This window comes from Paraburkholderia sp. Clong3 (genome assembly GCF_050436485.1).
Taxonomy (GTDB): domain Bacteria; phylum Pseudomonadota; class Gammaproteobacteria; order Burkholderiales; family Burkholderiaceae; genus Paraburkholderia; species Paraburkholderia tuberum.
The window spans coordinates 435,298-453,341 of record NZ_JBNDMH010000001.1 but is presented as its reverse complement, the minus strand read 5'-3'; the positions used below and the strand labels follow the sequence as shown (position 1 = coordinate 453,341).

The 18,044-nt window shown below is 63.6% G+C and carries 17 protein-coding genes and 2 pseudogenes; 9 read left to right on the top strand and 10 right to left on the bottom strand.

Features of this window, described 5'->3' with window-relative positions; all coding sequences use genetic code 11:
- Positions 1 to 116: 116 nt before the first annotated feature.
- The 4 genes and pseudogenes from OKW30_RS02275 to OKW30_RS02260 form a co-directional block, all read left to right on the top strand.
- A pseudogene (locus OKW30_RS02275) lies at positions 117 to 443 on the top strand (maleylacetate reductase); the annotation flags it as partial.
- A gap of 45 nt (positions 444 to 488) precedes the next feature.
- On the top strand, positions 489 to 1,361 hold the full coding sequence (locus OKW30_RS02270) for an intradiol ring-cleavage dioxygenase (protein WP_187626924.1): 873 nt from the start codon (positions 489 to 491) through the stop codon (positions 1,359 to 1,361).
- A 5-nt stretch (positions 1,362 to 1,366) separates the two neighbouring features.
- On the top strand, positions 1,367 to 1,678 hold the full coding sequence (locus tag OKW30_RS02265) for a YciI family protein (protein WP_429345846.1): 312 nt from the start codon (positions 1,367 to 1,369) through the stop codon (positions 1,676 to 1,678).
- 195 nt (positions 1,679 to 1,873) lie between these two features.
- Entirely contained in the window at positions 1,874 to 2,128 is a 255-nt protein-coding gene (locus OKW30_RS02260) for a hypothetical protein (RefSeq protein WP_184069452.1), read from the top strand.
- Between the two features lie 100 nt (positions 2,129 to 2,228).
- On the opposite strand, the pseudogene OKW30_RS02255 reads toward OKW30_RS02260, so the two are convergent.
- From OKW30_RS02255 to OKW30_RS02235, 5 genes and pseudogenes are all read right to left on the bottom strand, one after another.
- Positions 2,229 to 2,997: pseudogene (locus OKW30_RS02255) on the bottom strand (ABC transporter ATP-binding protein).
- Positions 2,998 to 3,034: 37 nt separating this feature from the next.
- On the bottom strand, positions 3,035 to 3,748 hold the full coding sequence (locus OKW30_RS02250; protein WP_429345845.1) for an ABC transporter permease: 714 nt from the start codon (positions 3,746 to 3,748) through the stop codon (positions 3,035 to 3,037).
- The gene (locus OKW30_RS02245) at positions 3,745 to 4,434 is read right to left on the bottom strand and encodes an ABC transporter permease (protein WP_184069456.1); all 690 of its coding nucleotides are present in this window, start codon (positions 4,432 to 4,434) and stop codon (positions 3,745 to 3,747) included. Before OKW30_RS02245 ends, OKW30_RS02250 begins: the two co-directional genes overlap by 4 nt.
- Positions 4,435 to 4,517: 83 nt before the next feature.
- Positions 4,518 to 5,291: an ABC transporter substrate-binding protein gene (locus tag OKW30_RS02240; RefSeq protein WP_429345844.1), complete on the bottom strand. Its 774-nt coding sequence runs from the start codon at positions 5,289 to 5,291 to the stop codon at positions 4,518 to 4,520.
- 286 nt (positions 5,292 to 5,577) lie between these two features.
- Positions 5,578 to 6,495 (bottom strand): LysR family transcriptional regulator, encoded by a 918-nt coding sequence (locus tag OKW30_RS02235; RefSeq protein ID WP_187626926.1) that lies wholly within the window; start codon positions 6,493 to 6,495, stop codon positions 5,578 to 5,580.
- A 458-nt stretch (positions 6,496 to 6,953) separates the two neighbouring features.
- Between OKW30_RS02235 and benA the strand changes: the two genes are divergently transcribed.
- The 5 genes from benA (at position 6,954) to OKW30_RS02210 (ending at position 12,076) form a co-directional block, all read left to right on the top strand.
- Complete coding sequence (benA, locus tag OKW30_RS02230; protein ID WP_187626927.1) at positions 6,954 to 8,321, top strand: benzoate 1,2-dioxygenase large subunit; 1,368 nt, start codon at positions 6,954 to 6,956, stop codon at positions 8,319 to 8,321.
- A complete protein-coding gene (gene benB, locus OKW30_RS02225) occupies positions 8,318 to 8,809 on the top strand; it encodes a benzoate 1,2-dioxygenase small subunit (protein WP_429345843.1) in 492 nt (163 codons plus the stop codon). Before benA ends, benB begins: the two co-directional genes overlap by 4 nt.
- A gap of 25 nt (positions 8,810 to 8,834) precedes the next feature.
- Positions 8,835 to 9,857: a benzoate 1,2-dioxygenase electron transfer component BenC gene (benC, locus tag OKW30_RS02220; protein ID WP_429345842.1), complete on the top strand. Its 1,023-nt coding sequence runs from the start codon at positions 8,835 to 8,837 to the stop codon at positions 9,855 to 9,857.
- Complete coding sequence (locus OKW30_RS02215) at positions 9,854 to 10,645, top strand: 1,6-dihydroxycyclohexa-2,4-diene-1-carboxylate dehydrogenase (protein ID WP_184069466.1); 792 nt, start codon at positions 9,854 to 9,856, stop codon at positions 10,643 to 10,645. Before benC ends, OKW30_RS02215 begins: the two co-directional genes overlap by 4 nt.
- A gap of 165 nt (positions 10,646 to 10,810) precedes the next feature.
- Positions 10,811 to 12,076, top strand: coding sequence for a benzoate/H(+) symporter BenE family transporter (locus OKW30_RS02210; protein WP_429345841.1), 1,266 nt, complete (start codon positions 10,811 to 10,813; stop codon positions 12,074 to 12,076).
- 277 nt (positions 12,077 to 12,353) lie between these two features.
- Here OKW30_RS02210 and OKW30_RS02205 read toward each other — a convergent pair whose 3' ends face one another.
- Genes OKW30_RS02205 through OKW30_RS02185 form a run of 5 tightly spaced genes read right to left on the bottom strand, consistent with a single transcriptional unit; the run spans position 12,354 to position 17,675 of the window.
- Positions 12,354 to 13,880 (bottom strand): efflux transporter outer membrane subunit, encoded by a 1,527-nt coding sequence (locus tag OKW30_RS02205; protein ID WP_429345840.1) that lies wholly within the window; start codon positions 13,878 to 13,880, stop codon positions 12,354 to 12,356.
- 12 nt (positions 13,881 to 13,892) lie between these two features.
- Positions 13,893 to 15,008: an ABC transporter permease gene (locus OKW30_RS02200; protein WP_184024287.1), complete on the bottom strand. Its 1,116-nt coding sequence runs from the start codon at positions 15,006 to 15,008 to the stop codon at positions 13,893 to 13,895.
- Positions 15,009 to 15,040: 32 nt separating this feature from the next.
- Positions 15,041 to 16,021: an ABC transporter ATP-binding protein gene (locus OKW30_RS02195; protein ID WP_187626931.1), complete on the bottom strand. Its 981-nt coding sequence runs from the start codon at positions 16,019 to 16,021 to the stop codon at positions 15,041 to 15,043.
- Positions 16,018 to 16,983: an HlyD family secretion protein gene (locus tag OKW30_RS02190; protein ID WP_429345839.1), complete on the bottom strand. Its 966-nt coding sequence runs from the start codon at positions 16,981 to 16,983 to the stop codon at positions 16,018 to 16,020. Before OKW30_RS02190 ends, OKW30_RS02195 begins: the two co-directional genes overlap by 4 nt.
- A complete protein-coding gene (locus OKW30_RS02185) occupies positions 16,980 to 17,675 on the bottom strand; it encodes a TetR/AcrR family transcriptional regulator (RefSeq protein ID WP_429345838.1) in 696 nt (231 codons plus the stop codon). The genes OKW30_RS02190 and OKW30_RS02185 overlap by 4 nt, the downstream gene beginning before the upstream one ends.
- Between the last annotated feature and the right edge of the window lie 369 nt (positions 17,676 to 18,044).

The window sequence follows — 18,044 nt, the reverse complement described above, 5'->3', positions numbered from 1 at the left end:
GTGAACCGGTCAATCGCAAACCATCTCGTCATAACATGAGCAATCAGCATACCTGCACGATCCAGCGTGACGGATTGACAGATTCAGCGATTAGCAGCGAAACAGCATTCACTTCCCATCACAAGCTGTGTCATACGTTGGGCGGTACGTTTAACCTGCCGCATACGGCACACTACAACCACGACGCCGCGCCCGATGCGCTTGCGCGCGTCGCACGCGCGCTCGGCGGCAAGCGCGCGGCCGACGCGGGTCCGCTGCTGTTCGAACTGAACCGCGCGCTCGGCATTCCGATGGCGCTCGCGCAGATCGGCATGGCCGAGCAGGGACTCGACGAAGCGGCCGATCTCGCGTGCAAGAATCCGTATGCGAACCCGCGTCCCGTGGCGCGCGACGCGATCCGCGCGCTGCTGCAACTTGCGTGGCAGGGCGTCGAACCCGCCTGAGCATTGGCCAACGCAGCGCCGCCAGAACAATCGATGGAGGAAGACATGTCGACAGACAGCAAAGAGGCCGAGCAGGCCCTGACCGAGCAGGTGGTAGCAAGCTTCGCGGGCACGCCCGACGAACGGCTGCGCACGCTGATGCAAAGCCTCGTGCGGCACATGCATGCGTTCGTGCGTGAAGTCGAGCCGACCGAGGCCGAATGGATGTCGGCCATTCGCTTTCTGACCGACACCGGCAAGATGTGCGATGAACTCGTGCGTCAGGAATTCATCCTGTTGTCGGATACGCTCGGCGTATCGATGCTCGTCGACGCGATCAATCACCGTCTCGCGACGGGCGCGACCGACACCACCGTATTCGGTCCGTTCTATATTCGCGGCATGCCCGAGCGCGCGTACGGCGAGAACATCGCGTTCACGCCGGGCACGCCCGCACTCGTGCATGGGCGCGTGCTGTCGACGGACGGTGAGCCGCTTGCCAACGCGGTGCTCGACGTCTGGCAGACCGCCGATAACGGCATGTACTCGGGGCAGGACACCGAGCAGCCGCACGGCAATCTGCGTGGACGTTTTCGCACCGACGCCGAAGGCCGCTACGCGATTTCGACGATCGTGCCAGTCAGTTATCCGATTCCGACCGACGGCCCGGTCGGCCGCATGCTCGAAGCGACTGGACGGCATCCGTGGCGACCCGCGCATCTGCACTTCATGATAGATGCGCCGGGGCATCGGACACTGGTCACGCATGTGTTCGATCGCGAGGATCCGTATCTGGATTCGGACGCGGTGTTCGGCGTGAAGCCCTCGCTGATGGTCGACTATCGCGAGTGCTCCGCGGATCACGAACTCGCGCGCCGCTTCGGTTTCGATGGACCGTTCCGCGAAGCGCGCTACGACTTCATCCTCGATCGGAGTTGATGACGATGGCACGTTTTTTCGCGGTATTCGCGACCGACAAGCCCGGCATGCGCGAAGTGCGCGAACGGGTGCGTCCGGTGCATCGGACGTGGTTGCGCGGCAATACGCATCGTGGCGTGTTCGTGCGCCTCGGCGGTCCGACGCTCGCGCCGCAATGCGATGCGATGAATGGCACGTTGCTGGTCGTCGAAGCGGAGCGTATCGACGATGTGATGGAGTTCGTCAGCAACGATCCGTATATGCAGGCGGGGCTGTTCGATTGCGTCGAGATCCGTCCGTGGGACTGGAGCCTCGGCAATCCGGAACGGAGAGTCTGAGCGATGAACGAAACACCCTCGATGCGGTGAAGATCGCGGTCGACGGGAACGCGTGGGTCGTGTTGAACCCTTAGTCGACGCTCGCCTGACCCTGTCGAGGACATTCAAGCCGTCTCGTTCGAGTCTCGACAGCAGCCCTCCGGTGACGTACCGTTATGGCCTTGCGCATCGGGCTCGCTCCGCGATGGCAACTGGTTGATCCGTGACGGCCTGAACGTGTCGTATTCGGCGGCACCGCACAGCGTGGAGATCGTCGGCGACGAACTGCTCGTGCACGTGGCGCCGCGTGACGTATCGAACCGCGAACGACAGCTCGATACCGGGCTCTTTACGTGGCGCTTCTTTTCGCAGCAAAGCGGCGATGCGGGCAGCCTCGCGGCGCGGTCACACGAGTCAGGCGTGATCCTCGTGCTGCCGGAGGGCGAGAGCGAACACACGGTGTATCTGTGAACCGCGCGCAGACCAGTGCGATCGGGTGAGTGGCGCAGTCGTTCTGGAAATGATTCGAGGTAAGGCGCGACGCCGGTCGACGCGCCATACCCCGCCGCCGCTACTTCAACCGCCCCGCCAAAAACTGCTGCAACCGCTCACTGCGCGGATTCGTCAGCACCTGATGCGGATGCCCTTGCTCCTCGATCTTGCCCTTGTGCAGGAATACGACATGATTCGACACGTTGCGCGCAAAGCCCATTTCGTGCGTGACGACGATCATCGTGCGGCCTTCTTCTGCGAGCGCCTGCATCACACGCAGCACTTCGCCGACGAGTTCGGGATCGAGCGCCGAAGTCGGTTCGTCGAACAGCATCACTTCCGGCTCCATCGCAAGCGCGCGAGCAATCGCGACGCGCTGCTGCTGACCACCGGACAGATGCGACGGATATTTTTTCTCCGTGCTGGCCGGCAAACCGACCTTGGTCAGATACTTCCGAGCGCGTTCCTCGGCTTGCGCGCGGCTCAATCCCAGCACGCTGATCGGCGCCTCGATGATGTTCTCGAGCACCGTCATATGCGCCCACAGATTGAAATGCTGGAACACCATCGACAGACACGTGCGCATCGTTTGCAACTGCTTCGGATGGGTCACGCGTAGCGAGCCGTTGCGATCCCTGCTCGTGTTGATTTCCTCTCCGTTCAGCGTGATGCGCCCGGAGCACGGCGATTCGAGAAAGATTGATACACCGCAGGAAGGTGCTTTTCCCGGAGCCGCTCGACCCGATGAGGCTAATCACGTCGCCCGCCTTCGCCTTCAGCGAGACGCCCTTCAATACCTCGTTGTCGCCGAACTTCTTGTGCAGGTCGTCGACCGTCAGCTTGTACATGCTCGTATGCTCCATCATGACGCGAATGCGCCCGGGTTTAATGCGCTTGCGGTTTCAGATAAGCCAGCAATCGGATTTCCATCTTGCGGAAGCCCCAGATCAGCGCGAACACGATCGTCGCATACAGGATCGCCGCGATGCCGTACGCCTGGAACGTCGCGTAGGTCGCGGAGTTGACGTCGCGCGCCACCTTCAGAATGTCGGGCACAGTTGCGGTGAACGCGAGTGTCGTCGCGTGCAGCATCAGGATCACCTCGTTGCTGTACGAGGGCAGTGCCCGGCGCAGCGCCGAAGGCAGGATGATGCGCGTGTACAGCTTGAACTTCGACATGCCGTAAGCCTGGGCCGCCTCGATTTCACCGTGCGAGGTCTCCCGGATCGAGCCCGCGAAGATCTCGGTGGCATACGCGCATTCGTTCAGCGCGAACGCGAGCAGCGTGCAGTTCATCGCATTGCGAAAGAAGCTGTCGAGCATCTGGTGCGAATGGACGAAATGCAGACTGTAGAGGCCCGTGTAGATCAACAGCAACTGAACGTATAAAGGCGTGCCCCGGAAGATGTAGGTGTAAAGCCAGACGGGTCCGGAGATGTAGCGGTTGCGCGACGCGCGCGCGATCGCGAGCGGCACGGCCAGCACGAAACCCAGCACGATCGACGCAACCAGCAACCACAGCGTGATGACGAGGCCGGTGTAGTTGAAGCCGTCCGTGAACAGGTAGTTCTGCCAGTATTGACGAGTCAGTTCGATCACAGCGCGGCCCTCCGTACGCCGATCGAGTAGCGCTTCTCGAGGCGGTTCAAGAGCAGATTCGAAATCGTGGTGATGGCGAGGTAGATGGCTCCGGTCGCCAGCGTGAAGAAGAAGAACGACTGCGTGCTCTTGCCGGCGTCCTGCGATGCCTTGACCACGTCCGCGAGACCGATGATCGACACGAGCGCGGTGGCCTTCACGAGCACCTGCCAGTTGTTGCCGATGCCGGGCAGCGCGAAGCGCATCATCTGCGGGAACAGGATGCGCGTGAACACGCGCCGCGCGCTCATGCCGTACGCGAAGCCCGCTTCGATCTGCCCGCGCGGCACGGAGAGAAACGCGCCGCGGAAGGTTTCGGTGAAGTACGCGCCGTAAATGAAGCCCAGCGTGATCACACCGGCGAGAAACGGATCGATGTCGATCTGCTCCATGCTGAACATGTCGGTCAGATCATTGAGCCAGATCTGGATGCTGTAGAACAGCAGCAGCATCAGCACGAGATCGGGCACGGCGCGGATCAGCGTCGTGTACATCGTGCCGATGCGCGAGATCGCACGGTTGGTCGACAGCTTCGCGGCGGCGCCGAGAAGTCCCAGCGCAAACGACGCCGCGAGCGACAGCACCGCGAGCTTGATGGTTACCCACGTGCCCGCGAGGAGCAGCGGACCGAAGCCTTGAAACAGCATGGGAGTGTCCTTGTTGAAGGAGCGAACCGCGCGCATGCGCGCGGGGCCTGGCGATCGGGTGGGGCGGGCTCGTGGGGGCGGACTTAACTGCCGTACACGTCGAAGTTGAAGTACTTCTGCTCGATCTTCTTGTAGGTGCCGTCCTTGATCATGTCGGCGATCGCCTTGTCGACCTTCACCTTCAGATCGGTGTCTTCCTTGCGCATGCCGATGCCGGCGCCGTTGCCGAGGATCTTCGGATCGTCGAGGTCCTTGCCGACGAACGCGAAGCCCGCGCCGCGCGGCGTCTTCAGGAAACCCTGGTCAGCCTGCACGGCGTCCTGCAGCGCTGCGTCCAGACGGCCCGACTGCAGGTCGGTATAGACCGCGTCCTGGTTCTGATACGGCACGACCTTCACGCCCTTCGCCTCCCAATAGGTCTTCGCGTAGGTTTCCTGGATCGTGCCCTGTTCGACGCCCACCGTCTTGCCCTTCAGCGAGTCGGCGGTCGGCAGGATGCCCGAACCCTGCTTCGCGACGAGACGTGTCGGCGTGTTGAACAGCTTCGACGAGAAGGCGATCTGTTCGGCGCGTTGCGGTGTCATCGACATCGACGACAGCACGCCGTCGAACTTCTTTGCCTTCAGTGCCGGAATCATGCTGTCGAAGTCCTGCTCGACCCACACGCACTTCGCGTTCAAACGGCGGCAGATTTCGGTGCCGAGGTCGACGTCGAAGCCGACCAGCTTGCCATCGGTCGCTTTCGATTCGAACGGCGCGTAGCTCGCATCCACGCCGAAGCGAACCGTGGACCAATCTTTGGCGAAGGCGCCGGTGGCAGCGAGCGCGAGGGCGAGGGACAAGGCGAGTTTCTTCATAAAGTCTCCGGGAGGGATGCTGCGAGGTGCGATGTTGTATAGACAAATTATCCCGTACGAGCGATGAGCGGCAATCAGGGTTAGTGCTTACGGGCACCCGGGAAGGAGACAGAGAATAGGCGTGAAAGCCCTTGTGGACAAGCTTGGAAGGCTAGTTGAAGGGCTGCGGGCGCAGCCGGAATTTTCGCGTATACCCGCGGTCTATACCGTGGCGGATATCTTGTCCATACAACTTCGTTACGGCGACGCCCGCCTGGGCGTCGGGCCGCGAACCGCGCAATCCGCTCTACGAATGCGAAGGCGGCAGATAGGTCATGTGCTCTTCGTCGTACAGCGCGTAGATCAGTTCGAGCATGCGCTGGATGTCGGCCGATTCATCGAGCATGCGCATGCTCATGATGATCGGCGACACGAGGTTCTGATCGTCGAGGTCCTTGTAGGCGACGTCGCCGCGCTGCAAGCCGTACACGCTCGCCGGCACGATCGAGATGCCTTCGCCCGCGCCGACGAGGCCGAGCGCGATCTGCAATTCGCGCGTCTCGTAGAGCCGCTGCGGCTTCAGACCGCGATCGTGAAACGCGGCGAGCACCTGGTCCGCGTAACTGGGCCGTGGCGCCTTCGGGAAAATGATCAGCGTTTCGCCGGTCAGGTCGTGCAGCGACAGCACCGGCTTCGCGGCGATCAGCGGATGGCCGAGCGGCAGCGCGACGATCATCCGTTCTTCGCGCAGCACGATGCGCCGGATGCTCGGGTCTTCGTGACGGATGCGGCCGAAGCCGACGTCGATGCGGCCTTCCTTGAGCGCCTTGATCTGATCCATCGTCGACATCTCGTGCAGGCTCAGCTCGACGGTGCTGTTCTCGGTACGAAAGCGCCGGATGATTTTCGGCAGCATGCCGTACAGCGTCGAGCCGACGAAGCCCACCGACAAACTGCGCTCGATCTTGCCGACGCGCCGCGTCATCGCCTCGATTTCCGTCGTTTGCGCGAGCAGTTGCACGGCGTGCGAGTAGAAGAAGCGGCCAGCCTCGGTCAGCTTCAGCGGCCGCGAGTTGCGCTCGAACAGCTGCACGCCAAGGATGTCTTCGAGCTGCTGGATCTGCCGGCTCAGCGGCGGCTGCGCAATATGCAGACGTTTGGCGGCCTTGGTGACATTGCATTCCTCGGCGACGGCCACGAAGTAGCGCAGATGGCGCAGTTCCATAGAAATACCTTTTAAGTATCGTCGCGATACCAAATCAGTGTTGGACGATGCAAATGGCGTAGAACTATCCTTCAGTTACCGTAGACGCCCCACAAAATTATACCTCCCGAGCATCGATAACTCGGCCGGGTCTGAAGCGTCGGTCGGCCCCCGGAGACGGCGCAGGCAAATCCTCGCGCATGGGATCCAAGACCTAGAAAGAGTTCAGGAGCAGCAATGAGACATGCTGATATCGCAACCCCGATGCAAGGGTTGTGCGCCGATTCCCCCAGGCACCAGGTCCCGCCTCCCGTGCCGAAGGTCGAGCGCTTGCGCGCCACGGCCTGACGCCATACGGAGGCGCACCGCCTCCGCTTCCCGACGTGAAAGACCAACCGGCCACCGGCCTCCCGGCAGGCAGGCCGCTCCCTATACGCGTGCGTCGCACGCATACCAACAGTCCGAATCAGGAGACAGGCATGATTCCGATCTACCCGGATCACACTCCGCAACTGAAGAACATCGACGACTTTCTCGTCGAAGACAGCGAGCGCGGCGATTACCGCCTGCATCGCAGCGCGTTTACCGACGAGCGTCTGTTCGAACTCGAAATGCAGCACATTTTCGAGGGCAACTGGATTTACCTGGCCCACGAAAGCCAGATTCCGAACAACAACGATTACTTCACGACCTACATGGGCCGTCAGCCGGTCGTGATCGCACGCAATCGTCAGGGCGAGCTGAACGCGTTCATCAACTCGTGCACCCATCGCGGCGCGATGCTGTGCCGCCACAAGCGTGGCAACAAGGCGACCTATACGTGCCCGTTCCACGGCTGGACCTTCAACAACAGCGGCAAGCTGCTGAAGGTCAAGGACCCCGCGGACGCCGGCTATCCCGACTGCTTCAACAAGGAAGGCTCGCACGACCTGAAGAAGCTCGCGCGCTTCGGCAACTATCGCGGCTTCCTGTTCGGCAGCCTCAGCGATGACGTGCCGCCGCTCGAGACGTTCCTCGGCGAGGCCGCGCGCATCATCGACATGATCGTCGACCAGTCGGAAGACGGTCTCGAAGTGCTGCGCGGCTCGTCGACCTATACGTACGAAGGCAACTGGAAGCTGACCGCCGAAAACGGCGCGGACGGTTATCACGTGTCGGCCGTGCACTGGAACTATGCGGCAACGACCAATCATCGCAAGGAAGAGAACGCGCGCGAAGACAAGATCCGCGCGATGGATGCCGGCAGCTGGGGCCGTCAGGGCGGCGGCTTCTACGCGTTCGAGCACGGTCACATGCTGCTGTGGACGCGCTGGGCGAATCCCGAAGACCGTCCGAACTTCAGCCGCCGCGAGGAATTTGCCGCGCGCTGCGGCGCCGAGCGCGCGGACTGGATGATCCAGAACTCGCGCAACCTGTGCCTCTACCCGAACGTGTATCTAATGGACCAGTTCGGCTCGCAGATTCGCGTGCTGCGGCCGCTGTCGGTCAACAAGACCGAGGTGACGATCTACTGCATCGCGCCGAAGGGCGAGTCCGACGAAGCGCGCTCGCGCCGCATCCGTCAATACGAGGACTTTTTCAACGTGAGCGGCATGGCCACGCCCGACGACCTCGAGGAATTCCGCGCCTGCCAGCTGGGCTACGCGGGCCGCGCGGTCGAATGGAACGACATGTGCCGCGGTTCGAAGCACTGGATCGACGGCGCGGACGAAGCCGCGCAAAAGATCGGCCTCAATCCGGTGATGAGCGGTGTGAAGACCGAGGACGAGGGCCTCTACACGGTGCAGCACCGCTACTGGATCGACACGATGAAAAAGGCGCTGAATGCGCCGGGGAGCCGCGCATGAGCAACATCGCCATCACCGATATTCAGGCTTTCCTGTTCCGCGAAAGCCGCCTGCTCGACGACGAGCAATGGGACGAGTGGCTCGCCTGCTATCACCCGGACGCGTCGTTCTGGATGCCGTCGTGGGATGACGAGGACAAGCTCGTCACCGATCCGCAGCGCGAGATTTCGCTGATCTACTACCCGAACCGCCAGGGCCTCGAAGACCGCGTGTTCCGCATCAAGACCGAGCGTTCGAGCGCGACGATGCCCGACACGCGCACGAGCCACAACGTGGCCAACGTCGAAGTGGAGAGCGCGGACAACGGCGTGTACACGGTGCGCTTCAACTGGCACACGCTGAGCCATCGCTACAAGACGAACTACAGCTACTTCGGCATGTCGCGCTACGTGATCGACTTCAACGGCGCGCAGCCGCAAATCCTGAGCAAGTACGCCGTGCTGAAGAACGACTACATCAATCAGGTCATCGACATCTACCACATCTAGCCGGTGCGGTTGCAGGAGACAGGTCATGGAACACACTATTGCACTTCAGTTCGAAGACGGCGTCACGCGCTTCATCAGCTGCCGTGAGAACGAAACGCTGTCGGATGCCGCTTACCGGCAGAAGATCAACATTCCGCTCGATTGCCGTGAAGGCGCGTGCGGCACCTGTCGGGGGCTGTGCGAATCGGGTGCGTACGACATGCCCGAGTCGAGCTACGTCGAAGATGCGTTGAGCCCCGAGGAAGCGAGCCAGGGCTATATCCTCGCGTGCCAGACGCGGCCGCGCTCGGATCTGGTGATTCGCGTGCAGGCGTCGTCGGCGGCGTGCAAGACCGGGGTGTCGCGTTTCGAAGGCACGCTCGCGGCGGTCGAACGGCTGTCGGATTCGACGATCCATTTCTCGGTCGATATCGACGGCGCGAGCGCGCCGAGCTTCCTCGCGGGTCAATACGTGAACGTCGAGATTCCGGGCGCGAGCGGCGAGAGCCGGTCGTACTCGTTCAGCTCGGCGCCGGGCGCGACGCGCGCGGCGTTCGTCGTGCGCAACGTGCCGGACGGCAAGATGAGCGGCTTTCTGAGCAACGATGCGCAGCCTGGTCAGCAGATCGGCTTCACGGGTCCGTATGGCAGCTTCTATCTGCGCGATCCGCAGCGTCCGGTGCTGTTCCTCGCGGGCGGCACCGGCATCGCACCGTTTCTGTCGATGCTCGACGTGCTGAAGGCGAGCGGCAACCTGCAGCCGGTGCGCCTCGTGTACGGCGTGACCAACGACATCGATCTGGTCGCGCTCGAACAGATCGAAGAGGCGCAGCGCTCACTGCCGAATTTCAGCTATCGCACCTGCGTCGTCGATTCCGCGAGCAGCCACGAGCGCAAGGGCTACGTGACCGCGCATGTGGATAGCGAATGGCTGAACGACGGCGACGTCGACGTCTACCTGTGCGGCCCGGTCGCGATGGTCGAAGCGGTGCAGGACTGGCTGCGCGACAGCAGCGTCGAGCCCGTGAACTTCTACTACGAAAAATTCTCGGCGAGCAACGTAGCATGACTTCGACCTTTATTGATCGCTTCAAGGGCAAGGTGCTCCTCGTGACCGGCGCGGGCCAGGGTATCGGCCGTGGCGTCGCGTTGCGCGCGGCGCGCGAGGGCGCGGCTTTGGTGCTGGTCGACCGTTCCCCGATCGTGCACGAGGTGGCCGAAGAGATCGCACGCACAGGCGGCGAAGCGCGCGCGTTCATCGCCGACCTCGAAACCTATGCGGGCGCGGCCGCGATGACGGCCTTCGCGATCGAGGCGTTCGGCCGCATCGACGCGCTCGTCAACAACGTCGGCGGCACGATCTGGGCGAAGCCGTACGAGGAATATGAAGCAGAGCAGATCGAGGCCGAGGTGCGGCGTTCGCTGTTCCCGACGCTATGGTGCTGCCACGCGGTGTTGCCCGTGATGCTGAAGCGCGCGAGCGGCGCGATCGTCAATGTGTCGTCAATTGCGACGCGCAGTATCTATCGCGTGCCGTATGCGGCCTCGAAAGGCGGCGTCAACGCGCTGACCGCGAGCCTCGCGTTCGAGCATGCCGAACACGGCATCCGCATCAACGCGGTCGCGACCGGCGGCACCGAAGCGCCGCCGCGCCGCGTGCCGCGCAATACGGCACCGCAAAGCGAGCAGGAAGCGACGTGGTATCAGGGCATCGTCGATCAAACGATCGCGTCGAGCCTGATGCATCGCTACGGCACGATCGACGAACAGGTCGGCGCGATCCTGTTCCTCGCTTCCGATGATGCGTCGTATATCACCGGCACCGTGCTGCCGGTCGGCGGCGGGGATCAGGGCTAGCGAGCGGCTGCGGCTGAACAATGCCGATAGGCCGCGCGGCGATCGTCCTTCATACTATCGGCCCGGAATGACTCCGCGCTCTGACGGTGACTTGCGGCGGCCAGCGGCAACCTGCGCCGCGAGGCGCGTGTCACCGACAGCGGGCCGCCCTGACCCACATCGACGATGAATCCCACCCCTAGCCAGGCGCCGACCACGCGCGCCGTTGCGGCGGACTGGTCCGTGTCCGCCGTCGTGGCCGGCTTTCTGGCCGTGCTGATTTCGTACGCGGGCCCGCTCGTGATCTTCTTCCAGGCGGCGCAAGCGGCCCACATGCCCAACGAGATGGTTGCGTCGTGGGTATGGGGCATCTCGATCGGCGCGGCCGTCTCCGGCATCTTCGCGAGCTGGAAGCTGAAAGTGCCGGTCGTGACCGCGTGGTCGGCGCCCGGCACCGCGCTGCTGGTCGGACTGTTTCCCGCGTTGACGCTGCATCAGGCGGTGGGCGCGTATCTGAGCGCCGCCGTGATCATTCTGCTGATCGGTATCTCGGGCTATTTCGACCGCATGGTGCGCAGCATCCCGAAGGGCATCGCCTGCGGAATGATGGCCGGCATTCTGCTGCAGTTCGGCACGCATGCGTTCAAGGCGGCGGCGTCGATGCCTGCATTGGCGTTCGGCATGATCGGCGCGTACATCGTGTTCAGGCGCCTGCTGCCGCGCTATTGCATCGTGCTGGTGCTGTTGACGGGCACGGTGCTCGCCATCGCGCTCGGCGCCGCGCACCTGGGCGCGCTGCCGCTGCAAGTCACGCGGCCGATCTTCATCAAACCCGAATGGACACTGAGTTCGACGCTGAGTCTTGCGTTGCCGCTCGTGGTCGTCAGTCTGACCGGGCAGTTTCTGCCGGGGATGGCGATTCTGCGCGTGTCCGGCTATCACACGCCGGCCCGGCCGATCATCACCGCGACGAGCATCGCGTCGATCGGCGTGGCGTTTTTCGGTGGCATCACGATCGTGATCGCCGCGATCACGGCGGCGTTGTGCACGGGCAAGGATGCGCACGACGACCCGGACAAGCGCTATATCGCGGGCATGGCGAACGGCGTGTTCTATCTGATCGGCGGCACGTTCGCCGGTGCGATCGTCGCGCTGTTCACGATGCTGCCGAAGGAGTTCGTCGCGATTCTGGCGGGCCTCGCGTTGATCGGTGCGATCACGTCGAACGTGATGGGCGCGATCCAGGACGAAGACCATCGCGAGGCCTCCGTGATCACGTTTCTCGCGACCGCATCCGGTATGACGTTCCTCGGGCTCGGCTCCGCGTTCTGGGGCATCGTGATCGGCTCGTTCGCGTACCTAGGGTCTGTTTACATATGGAACGCACGTGCGAATGCCCGCTATCGGCCGTCCCCCAAGGGGACTTCCTTCGGGGCGCAGGGCAAGGAGTAAGGAGCGCTGCGTGGCCGTGCCACGTGAGCGACGCACGACGCCGCCATGCGGCCGATAGCGGGCATTCCCCTGGAATGAATTTCAGAACTGGGGTTGCCGCGAGAAGGGCCGCTCGCTGCGTCATGCTCCTTGCGAATACGTCGAGTATTCGCGGCGTCGCAATCCTTGCGAGCGGCCCTTCTCGCGGCAACGCACGTGCGTTCCATATGTAAACAGACCCTAGTGCTGAACAAGGTGCGGCGCGAGACGCCTGCAAACCGATGACCAACCGATCGACTCAAGGCCGCGCCCCGAGCGCCTGATAGAGCGCGGCGGTATCGGCATAACGCTGCGCGGCGGCTTTGGTGCGATCGAGTCCGGTCTGCAATTCCTGGCGCTGCGTATCGAGCAGTGTCAATTGACTGATGCCGCCCGCCGCATACCGCTGGCTGGCGATCCCGGCGCTGTGTTGTGCGCTGCGCTGCGCGGCGTCGAGTGCCTGCAATGCAATCGCGTCCTGATCGAGCGCGCGCAGCGCGTCGGCGACCTGTTGCAGTCCCTGCAGCACGGTTTGCTTGTAGACGGCGAGCGCCGCTTGCCAGGCCGCCTCCGACGAGCGCTTGCGCGCCAGCAGTTCACCGCCGTGGAACAGCGGCTGCGTGAGACCCGCTCCGAAATTCCACACGTTGAAGCCCGTCAGCAGATCGGACACGTTGACGCGTTCGGTCGCCGCGCTGCCCGACAGCGTGATGCGCGGATACAGGTTGGCGGTCGCGACGCCGATGTTCGCGCTCGCCTGATGCAACAGCGCCTCGGACGCGCGAATGTCGGGCCGCTGCTGCGCGAGCGTCGACGGCAAGGTCAGTGGCAGATCGGCCGGCAGCACTAGCGTGTCGAGGTCGAGCGCGGCGAGGTCGTGGGTGGTGGCCAATTCCGCCGGCGCGCGTCCCAGATAGATCGCGAGTTGATGATCGGTCTGCGCAAGCTGCGTGCGCAATGGCGGTAACGTCGCGCGGGTTTGCTGCACGAGCGTGCGCTGGCTCAGCAGATCGACCTCGGAGATGCCGCCCGCGCCATAGCGGCGTTCGGCGATATCGAGTTGCTGCATCTGGTTGGCGAGCAGCGCTTCGGTGAGGGCGATCTGCCGCGCAAGCGAGGCGCGCCGGATCGCCGCCGTCACGACATTGCCCGCGACCGTCAAACGCGCGGCTTCGAGTTCGTATTGCTGATAGTCGACCTGCGCGGCCACCGCTTCGAGCGCGCGGCGATTCGCGCCGAACAGATCGAGCGTGTACGACACCGTGACCTGTGCGCTGTACAGTGTGAACGGCGCAAACGCGCGGCCCTGCGTCAGCTGACCGAAGCCGAGCGCCTCGGGATCGATTTTCTCGCGCGTGGTCGACAGGTTCGCATCGACTTGCGGCCATAGCGTGCCGCCCGCCTGCGCGCGATAGTCCTGCTGCGCTTCGTCGAGTTTCGCGCGGGCTTGCGCGAGAGTCGGGCTATCGTCGAGCGCCTGTTGCACGAGCGCGTTCAGCGCCGGCGAGCCGAAAGCGCGCCACCAGCCGTCGCCGGGTACGTCTGTCGGCACGAAGTGTTGCGCGGCGCCGCCGGGACCATCGGCTGCGACGGTGCTCGCCGCAAGCGGCGCGGCGGTATAGCTCGACACGCGGGTCACGTCGGGTCGATGGAAATCCGGGCCGACGCTGCACGCGCACAATGCCGCGCTTGCGCAGAAGACGGCCAGCCGGCGCAGGGCGGAACGCTGGGACCAACAAGCCGCGCGATGAAAAACCGCGTCACGAAAGCCAGGAGCGGAACACATTGCAGGCCTTCCTCAATCGAGCGTGCGCCGATAGAACTTCACGGCGATACCCATGACGACGAACAGAAAGATCAGCAGCGGCCATACATGCGGCCACATGTCGGCCCAACCGACGCCCTTGAGCAGAATGCCGCGCACCAGCCGGTTGAAGTAGGTGAGCGGCAACAGGTTGCCGATGTACTGCGCCCACTTCGGCATGCCCGCGAACGGAAACATGAAACCCGACAGCAGGATGTTGGGCAGAAAATAGAACATCGTCAGTTGCATGGCCTGCAACTGGTTCTGCGCGAGCGACGACAGCGTAATGCCGATCGTCAGATTGGCCGCAACGAACAATAGAGCGGACAGATACAGCGCGATCAGACTGCCTTCGAACGGCACGTTGAACACGAAGCGCGCCGCCGCGAGAATGATGCTGACCTGCACCAGGCCGATCGCCACGTAAGGCACGATCTTGCCGGTCATCACTTCGAGCGGCAGCACCGGCGTGGCGAGCAGATTTTCCATCGTGCCGCGCTCGCGTTCACGCGTGATCGCGAGGCCCGTCATCATCACCATCGTCATCGTCAGGATCACGCCCATCAGGCCGGGCACCACGTTGTACTGGGTCAGGCTTTCGGGGTTGTAGAGCCGGTGCAATTGAACGTCGAAAGCGGCGGGGCCGACCGCGAGCGTCGACAGCGGACCCGTGAGGTCCTTCCGCAACACCGACTGCGCGATCGACGGCAGCGCGCCGAGCGCGGTGCCCACCGCGGTGGGGTCCGTCGCGTCGGCTTCGACGAGCAGCGATGGCCGCGCGCCCTTGGCCAGATCGCGCGTGAAACCGACGGGGATATTCAGCACGAACAGCACCTTGCCCTGCGCGAGCGCGCGGCGACCGGATTCTTCGTCGGGCAGCGTCGATACGATGTCGAAGTAATCGGAGTTGCGCATCGCCATCAGGAAACTGCGCGTGAACTCGCTGTGATCGGCGGCGATGACGGCGGTCGGCAGATGCTTGGGGTCAGTATTGATCGCGAAGCCGAACAGCGCCATCTGCATGATCGGCAGCACGATCATCATCGCAAACGTGATGCGGTCGCGCTTCAGTTGCAAAAACTCCTTGCGCACGACGCTCCACCAACGCATCAGCGAAAAGCGTGGAAGTCGGCGGGCGGAATTCACGATGCTTTGCCCGAAGGGGTGGCGTAATTGTCGGTCGAGCGGTTCATCATGAAGATGAACACGTCCTCGAGGCCGGTTTCCTGTCTTTCGATCCGCAACGCCGGGTCCGAATGAGCCAGCTGGTCGATCGTGGCGTGGAGTTCGGGCGTGTCCGGACCGCTCACGTGCAGCGACGAACCGAACGCCACCGTCTGCTCGACGCCGGGCGAGCGGCGCAGCCGGTCGCCGAGCTCGACGAGATTCTGGCCGTACACGGCCCACGTCACGAGCCCTTGCGAATCGATGACCTGTTTCGACGTGCCCTGCGCGAGCAGCTTGCCGTAGGCGATATAAGCGAGCTTGTGGCAGCGTTCCGCTTCGTCCATATAGTGCGTGCTGACGAGCACCGAGATGCCGCGCGCCGCGAGGCGATGCAACTCTTCCCAGAAGTCGCGGCGCGCGCTCGGGTCGACACCTGCGGTCGGTTCGTCGAGCAGCAGCAGTGCCGGCTCATGGAGCATGCACGCGGCCAGCGCGAGACGCTGCTTCCATCCGCCCGACAGTGCGCCGGCCAACTGCTTCGCACGGCTTTGAAGGCCAAGCTGTTCGAGCGCGCGATCGACCGCCTCGCGGCGGTTCTTCATCTCGTAGAGGCGCGCGACGAAGTCGAGGTTTTCGCGGATCGTCAGATCTTCCCAATAGGAGAAGCGCTGCGTCATATAACCGGTGCGCCGCTTGATCTGCGCGCTGTCCCGCACGATGTCGTAGCCGAGACACGTGCCGCTGCCGGAGTCGGGCGTCAGCAGTCCGCACATCATGCGGATGCAGGTGGTCTTGCCGCTGCCGTTGGGGCCGAGAAAGCCGAAAATCTCGCCGCGCTGCACGCGCATCGTGACATCGTTGACCACGTGCCTGGTGCCGAAATGCTTGTTCAGCCCCTGCACGTCGATCGCGTACACGGGGTCGCTGGCATTGCCGGGGGGCGCGGGCGCACTCATTGCAGCGTGACCGTGACGGGTTGGCCGGGCCGCAGCTTCGGCGCATCGGCGGTCCGGGGTCGGGCTTCGACCATGAACACGAGTTTCGCGCGGCTTTCGTTGCTGAAGATTACCGGCGGCGTGTACTCCGCCTGGTCCGAAATGAAGCTGAGCACGGCCGGCACATCGGCCGCGCAACCGTCGCAATGAATCGATACGCGACGGCCCGGCGCGAGCGAACCGACCACTCCCTGGGGCACGAAAAAGCGCACCTTGACGTTCTCCGGCGGCAGCATGCGCACGACGGGGCTGCCGGCCGGCACCCATTCGCCGCTGCGATACATCGTGTCGAACACGAGGCCGGCGTGCGGCGCGTGCACGCTTTTCTGATCGAGCTTCCATTGGGCCTGGCCGAGCTGGGCCTGCGCCGCGTCGACCTGCGCCTGCTGCGCGCGGATCTGTTCGATCCGCCCAGGAAGACGCACGACGGCCAGCTGGCTTTGCAACTCACGCACGTGCGCGGCGCTCGACAACGCGGTCGCGCGCGAGTCGTCGAGCTGGCTTTGCGCGATGCCGCCCGCGCCGAATTGCTGTTGGTCGCGGCGGAACTGCGTCGCGGCGCGCGTCGCATCGGCTTCGGCCTGCACGAGTTGCGCGCGCGTCACATCGACTTCCGGCGGACGCTTGCCGGTTCCAAGGTCGGCAAGCTGGGCGCGGGCCGAGCGCAGTTGCTCGCCCGCCTGCGCGACGGCGTCGGTTTCGTTCTGCGCTTCGAGCGCGAAGAGCGGCGTGTTCTGCACGACGGTCTGCCCGCGCGAGACCGCGAGCTCGGTCAACTGTCCCGCCTGCGAAGACGCGAGGTACAGGAACTCGCCTTCCACATAGCCTTGCCACGTGTTCGCCGGTGGTCGCGAACAGCTTGCGCACGCGATGCACAGCGCGAGCAACGCGGCACGTCGGGATGAGCTGGCGAACACGATCATGACGGCTTCCCCTTCGCGCGGCGTGCGGTGGACGTCGCCCCGGTTCCGGCCTTGGCGTTGGTTTCGACCGCCGTGGTTGCGCTCATGCCCTGCGCGAGCAGCGCGACGACATGGCGTTCGAGCGTCGCGCGATCGAACGAGGTACGCGGATTCAGGCGCTGCCAGATCCTCGCGGTTGCCTGCGGCAGCATCACCAGAGCGAGCACCGAGTTGAACAGCAGCAACGGTTCGAGCTGGGCGTTCAACTGACCCGACGCGCAGCCACGCGCGATGTTCTGACCGAACGCGGCGAGCTTTTGCACGGGGATGCGCGCAAACGCGCGCTCGCGCAGCAAACCGCCTTCGTTGACGATCTCGCGCAGCCAGAGCGAAGGCAGCCACGGCATGGTTTCGGTGACATCGAACATGCGCTTGACGATGCCTTGCGTCAGCGCGAGCGGTTCGTCGTGTTCGGGATCGACCGGGTCCCAGATCGCGCCGAACGCGGCGACGAGCCTTTCCTCGAACAACGCGTCGAGCAGCTTTTCGCGCGTCTGGAACCAGTAGTGCACCATCGCGGATGTCACGCCGCTCGCCGCCGCGATCTGCGCAACCGTCGTGTTGGCGATACCGCGCTCGGCGAACAGCGCCACCGCGACATCGAGCAGATGTTCGCGTGCGTCGAAGTCCTGCGGATGAGGACGGCGACCCATTCGGGAACGGGCGGCTTGCGGCATGGACACCAGACTAATTGATGAGTTAGTTAGTTTTAATTCGTTGATACTAGGATATTTCCCGGTATGGCGAAGGAGGGGAAATCCCTGGCGGCGGGCGGCCTTTATTCTCTCGTTGATCCGCGTCAGGAAACGCGCGACGTCACTGCCTGGGTAGCTTCGCTTTCGCCGTTCCGCCTGACGTTAAGCTGACAATGGACGGTAGCTGGCATCCCCGCGCGAAGCGCATTTTCGCCGGAAATTTCTATACTTTCTCTAGCGCACACCCGGCACGATCCAGCCCGTACGACCCAAACGAATTCACATCAACGAAACGAAAGAATCGAAGCGAACCCGCGGCGCGGCCCT

What these genes read in the sequence shown, in the direction of transcription:
- OKW30_RS02270 (WP_187626924.1), top strand. Translation starts at nt 489, where the DNA reads ATGTCGACAGACAGCAAAGAGGCCGAGCAGGCCCTGACCGAGCAGGTG.
- OKW30_RS02265 (WP_429345846.1), top strand. Translation starts at nt 1,367, where the DNA reads ATGGCACGTTTTTTCGCGGTATTCGCGACCGACAAGCCCGGCATGCGC.
- OKW30_RS02245 (WP_184069456.1), bottom strand. Translation starts at nt 4,434, where the DNA reads ATGCTGTTTCAAGGCTTCGGTCCGCTGCTCCTCGCGGGCACGTGGGTA.
- OKW30_RS02240 (WP_429345844.1), bottom strand. Translation starts at nt 5,291, where the DNA reads ATGAAGAAACTCGCCTTGTCCCTCGCCCTCGCGCTCGCTGCCACCGGC.
- OKW30_RS02235 (WP_187626926.1), bottom strand. Translation starts at nt 6,495, where the DNA reads ATGGAACTGCGCCATCTGCGCTACTTCGTGGCCGTCGCCGAGGAATGC.
- benA (WP_187626927.1), top strand. Translation starts at nt 6,954, where the DNA reads ATGATTCCGATCTACCCGGATCACACTCCGCAACTGAAGAACATCGAC.
- benB (WP_429345843.1), top strand. Translation starts at nt 8,318, where the DNA reads ATGAGCAACATCGCCATCACCGATATTCAGGCTTTCCTGTTCCGCGAA.
- benC (WP_429345842.1), top strand. Translation starts at nt 8,835, where the DNA reads ATGGAACACACTATTGCACTTCAGTTCGAAGACGGCGTCACGCGCTTC.
- OKW30_RS02215 (WP_184069466.1), top strand. Translation starts at nt 9,854, where the DNA reads ATGACTTCGACCTTTATTGATCGCTTCAAGGGCAAGGTGCTCCTCGTG.
- OKW30_RS02210 (WP_429345841.1), top strand. Translation starts at nt 10,811, where the DNA reads ATGAATCCCACCCCTAGCCAGGCGCCGACCACGCGCGCCGTTGCGGCG.
- OKW30_RS02205 (WP_429345840.1), bottom strand. Translation starts at nt 13,880, where the DNA reads ATGTGTTCCGCTCCTGGCTTTCGTGACGCGGTTTTTCATCGCGCGGCT.
- OKW30_RS02200 (WP_184024287.1), bottom strand. Translation starts at nt 15,008, where the DNA reads ATGCGTTGGTGGAGCGTCGTGCGCAAGGAGTTTTTGCAACTGAAGCGC.
- OKW30_RS02195 (WP_187626931.1), bottom strand. Translation starts at nt 16,021, where the DNA reads ATGAGTGCGCCCGCGCCCCCCGGCAATGCCAGCGACCCCGTGTACGCG.
- OKW30_RS02190 (WP_429345839.1), bottom strand. Translation starts at nt 16,983, where the DNA reads ATGATCGTGTTCGCCAGCTCATCCCGACGTGCCGCGTTGCTCGCGCTG.
- OKW30_RS02185 (WP_429345838.1), bottom strand. Translation starts at nt 17,675, where the DNA reads ATGGGTCGCCGTCCTCATCCGCAGGACTTCGACGCACGCGAACATCTG.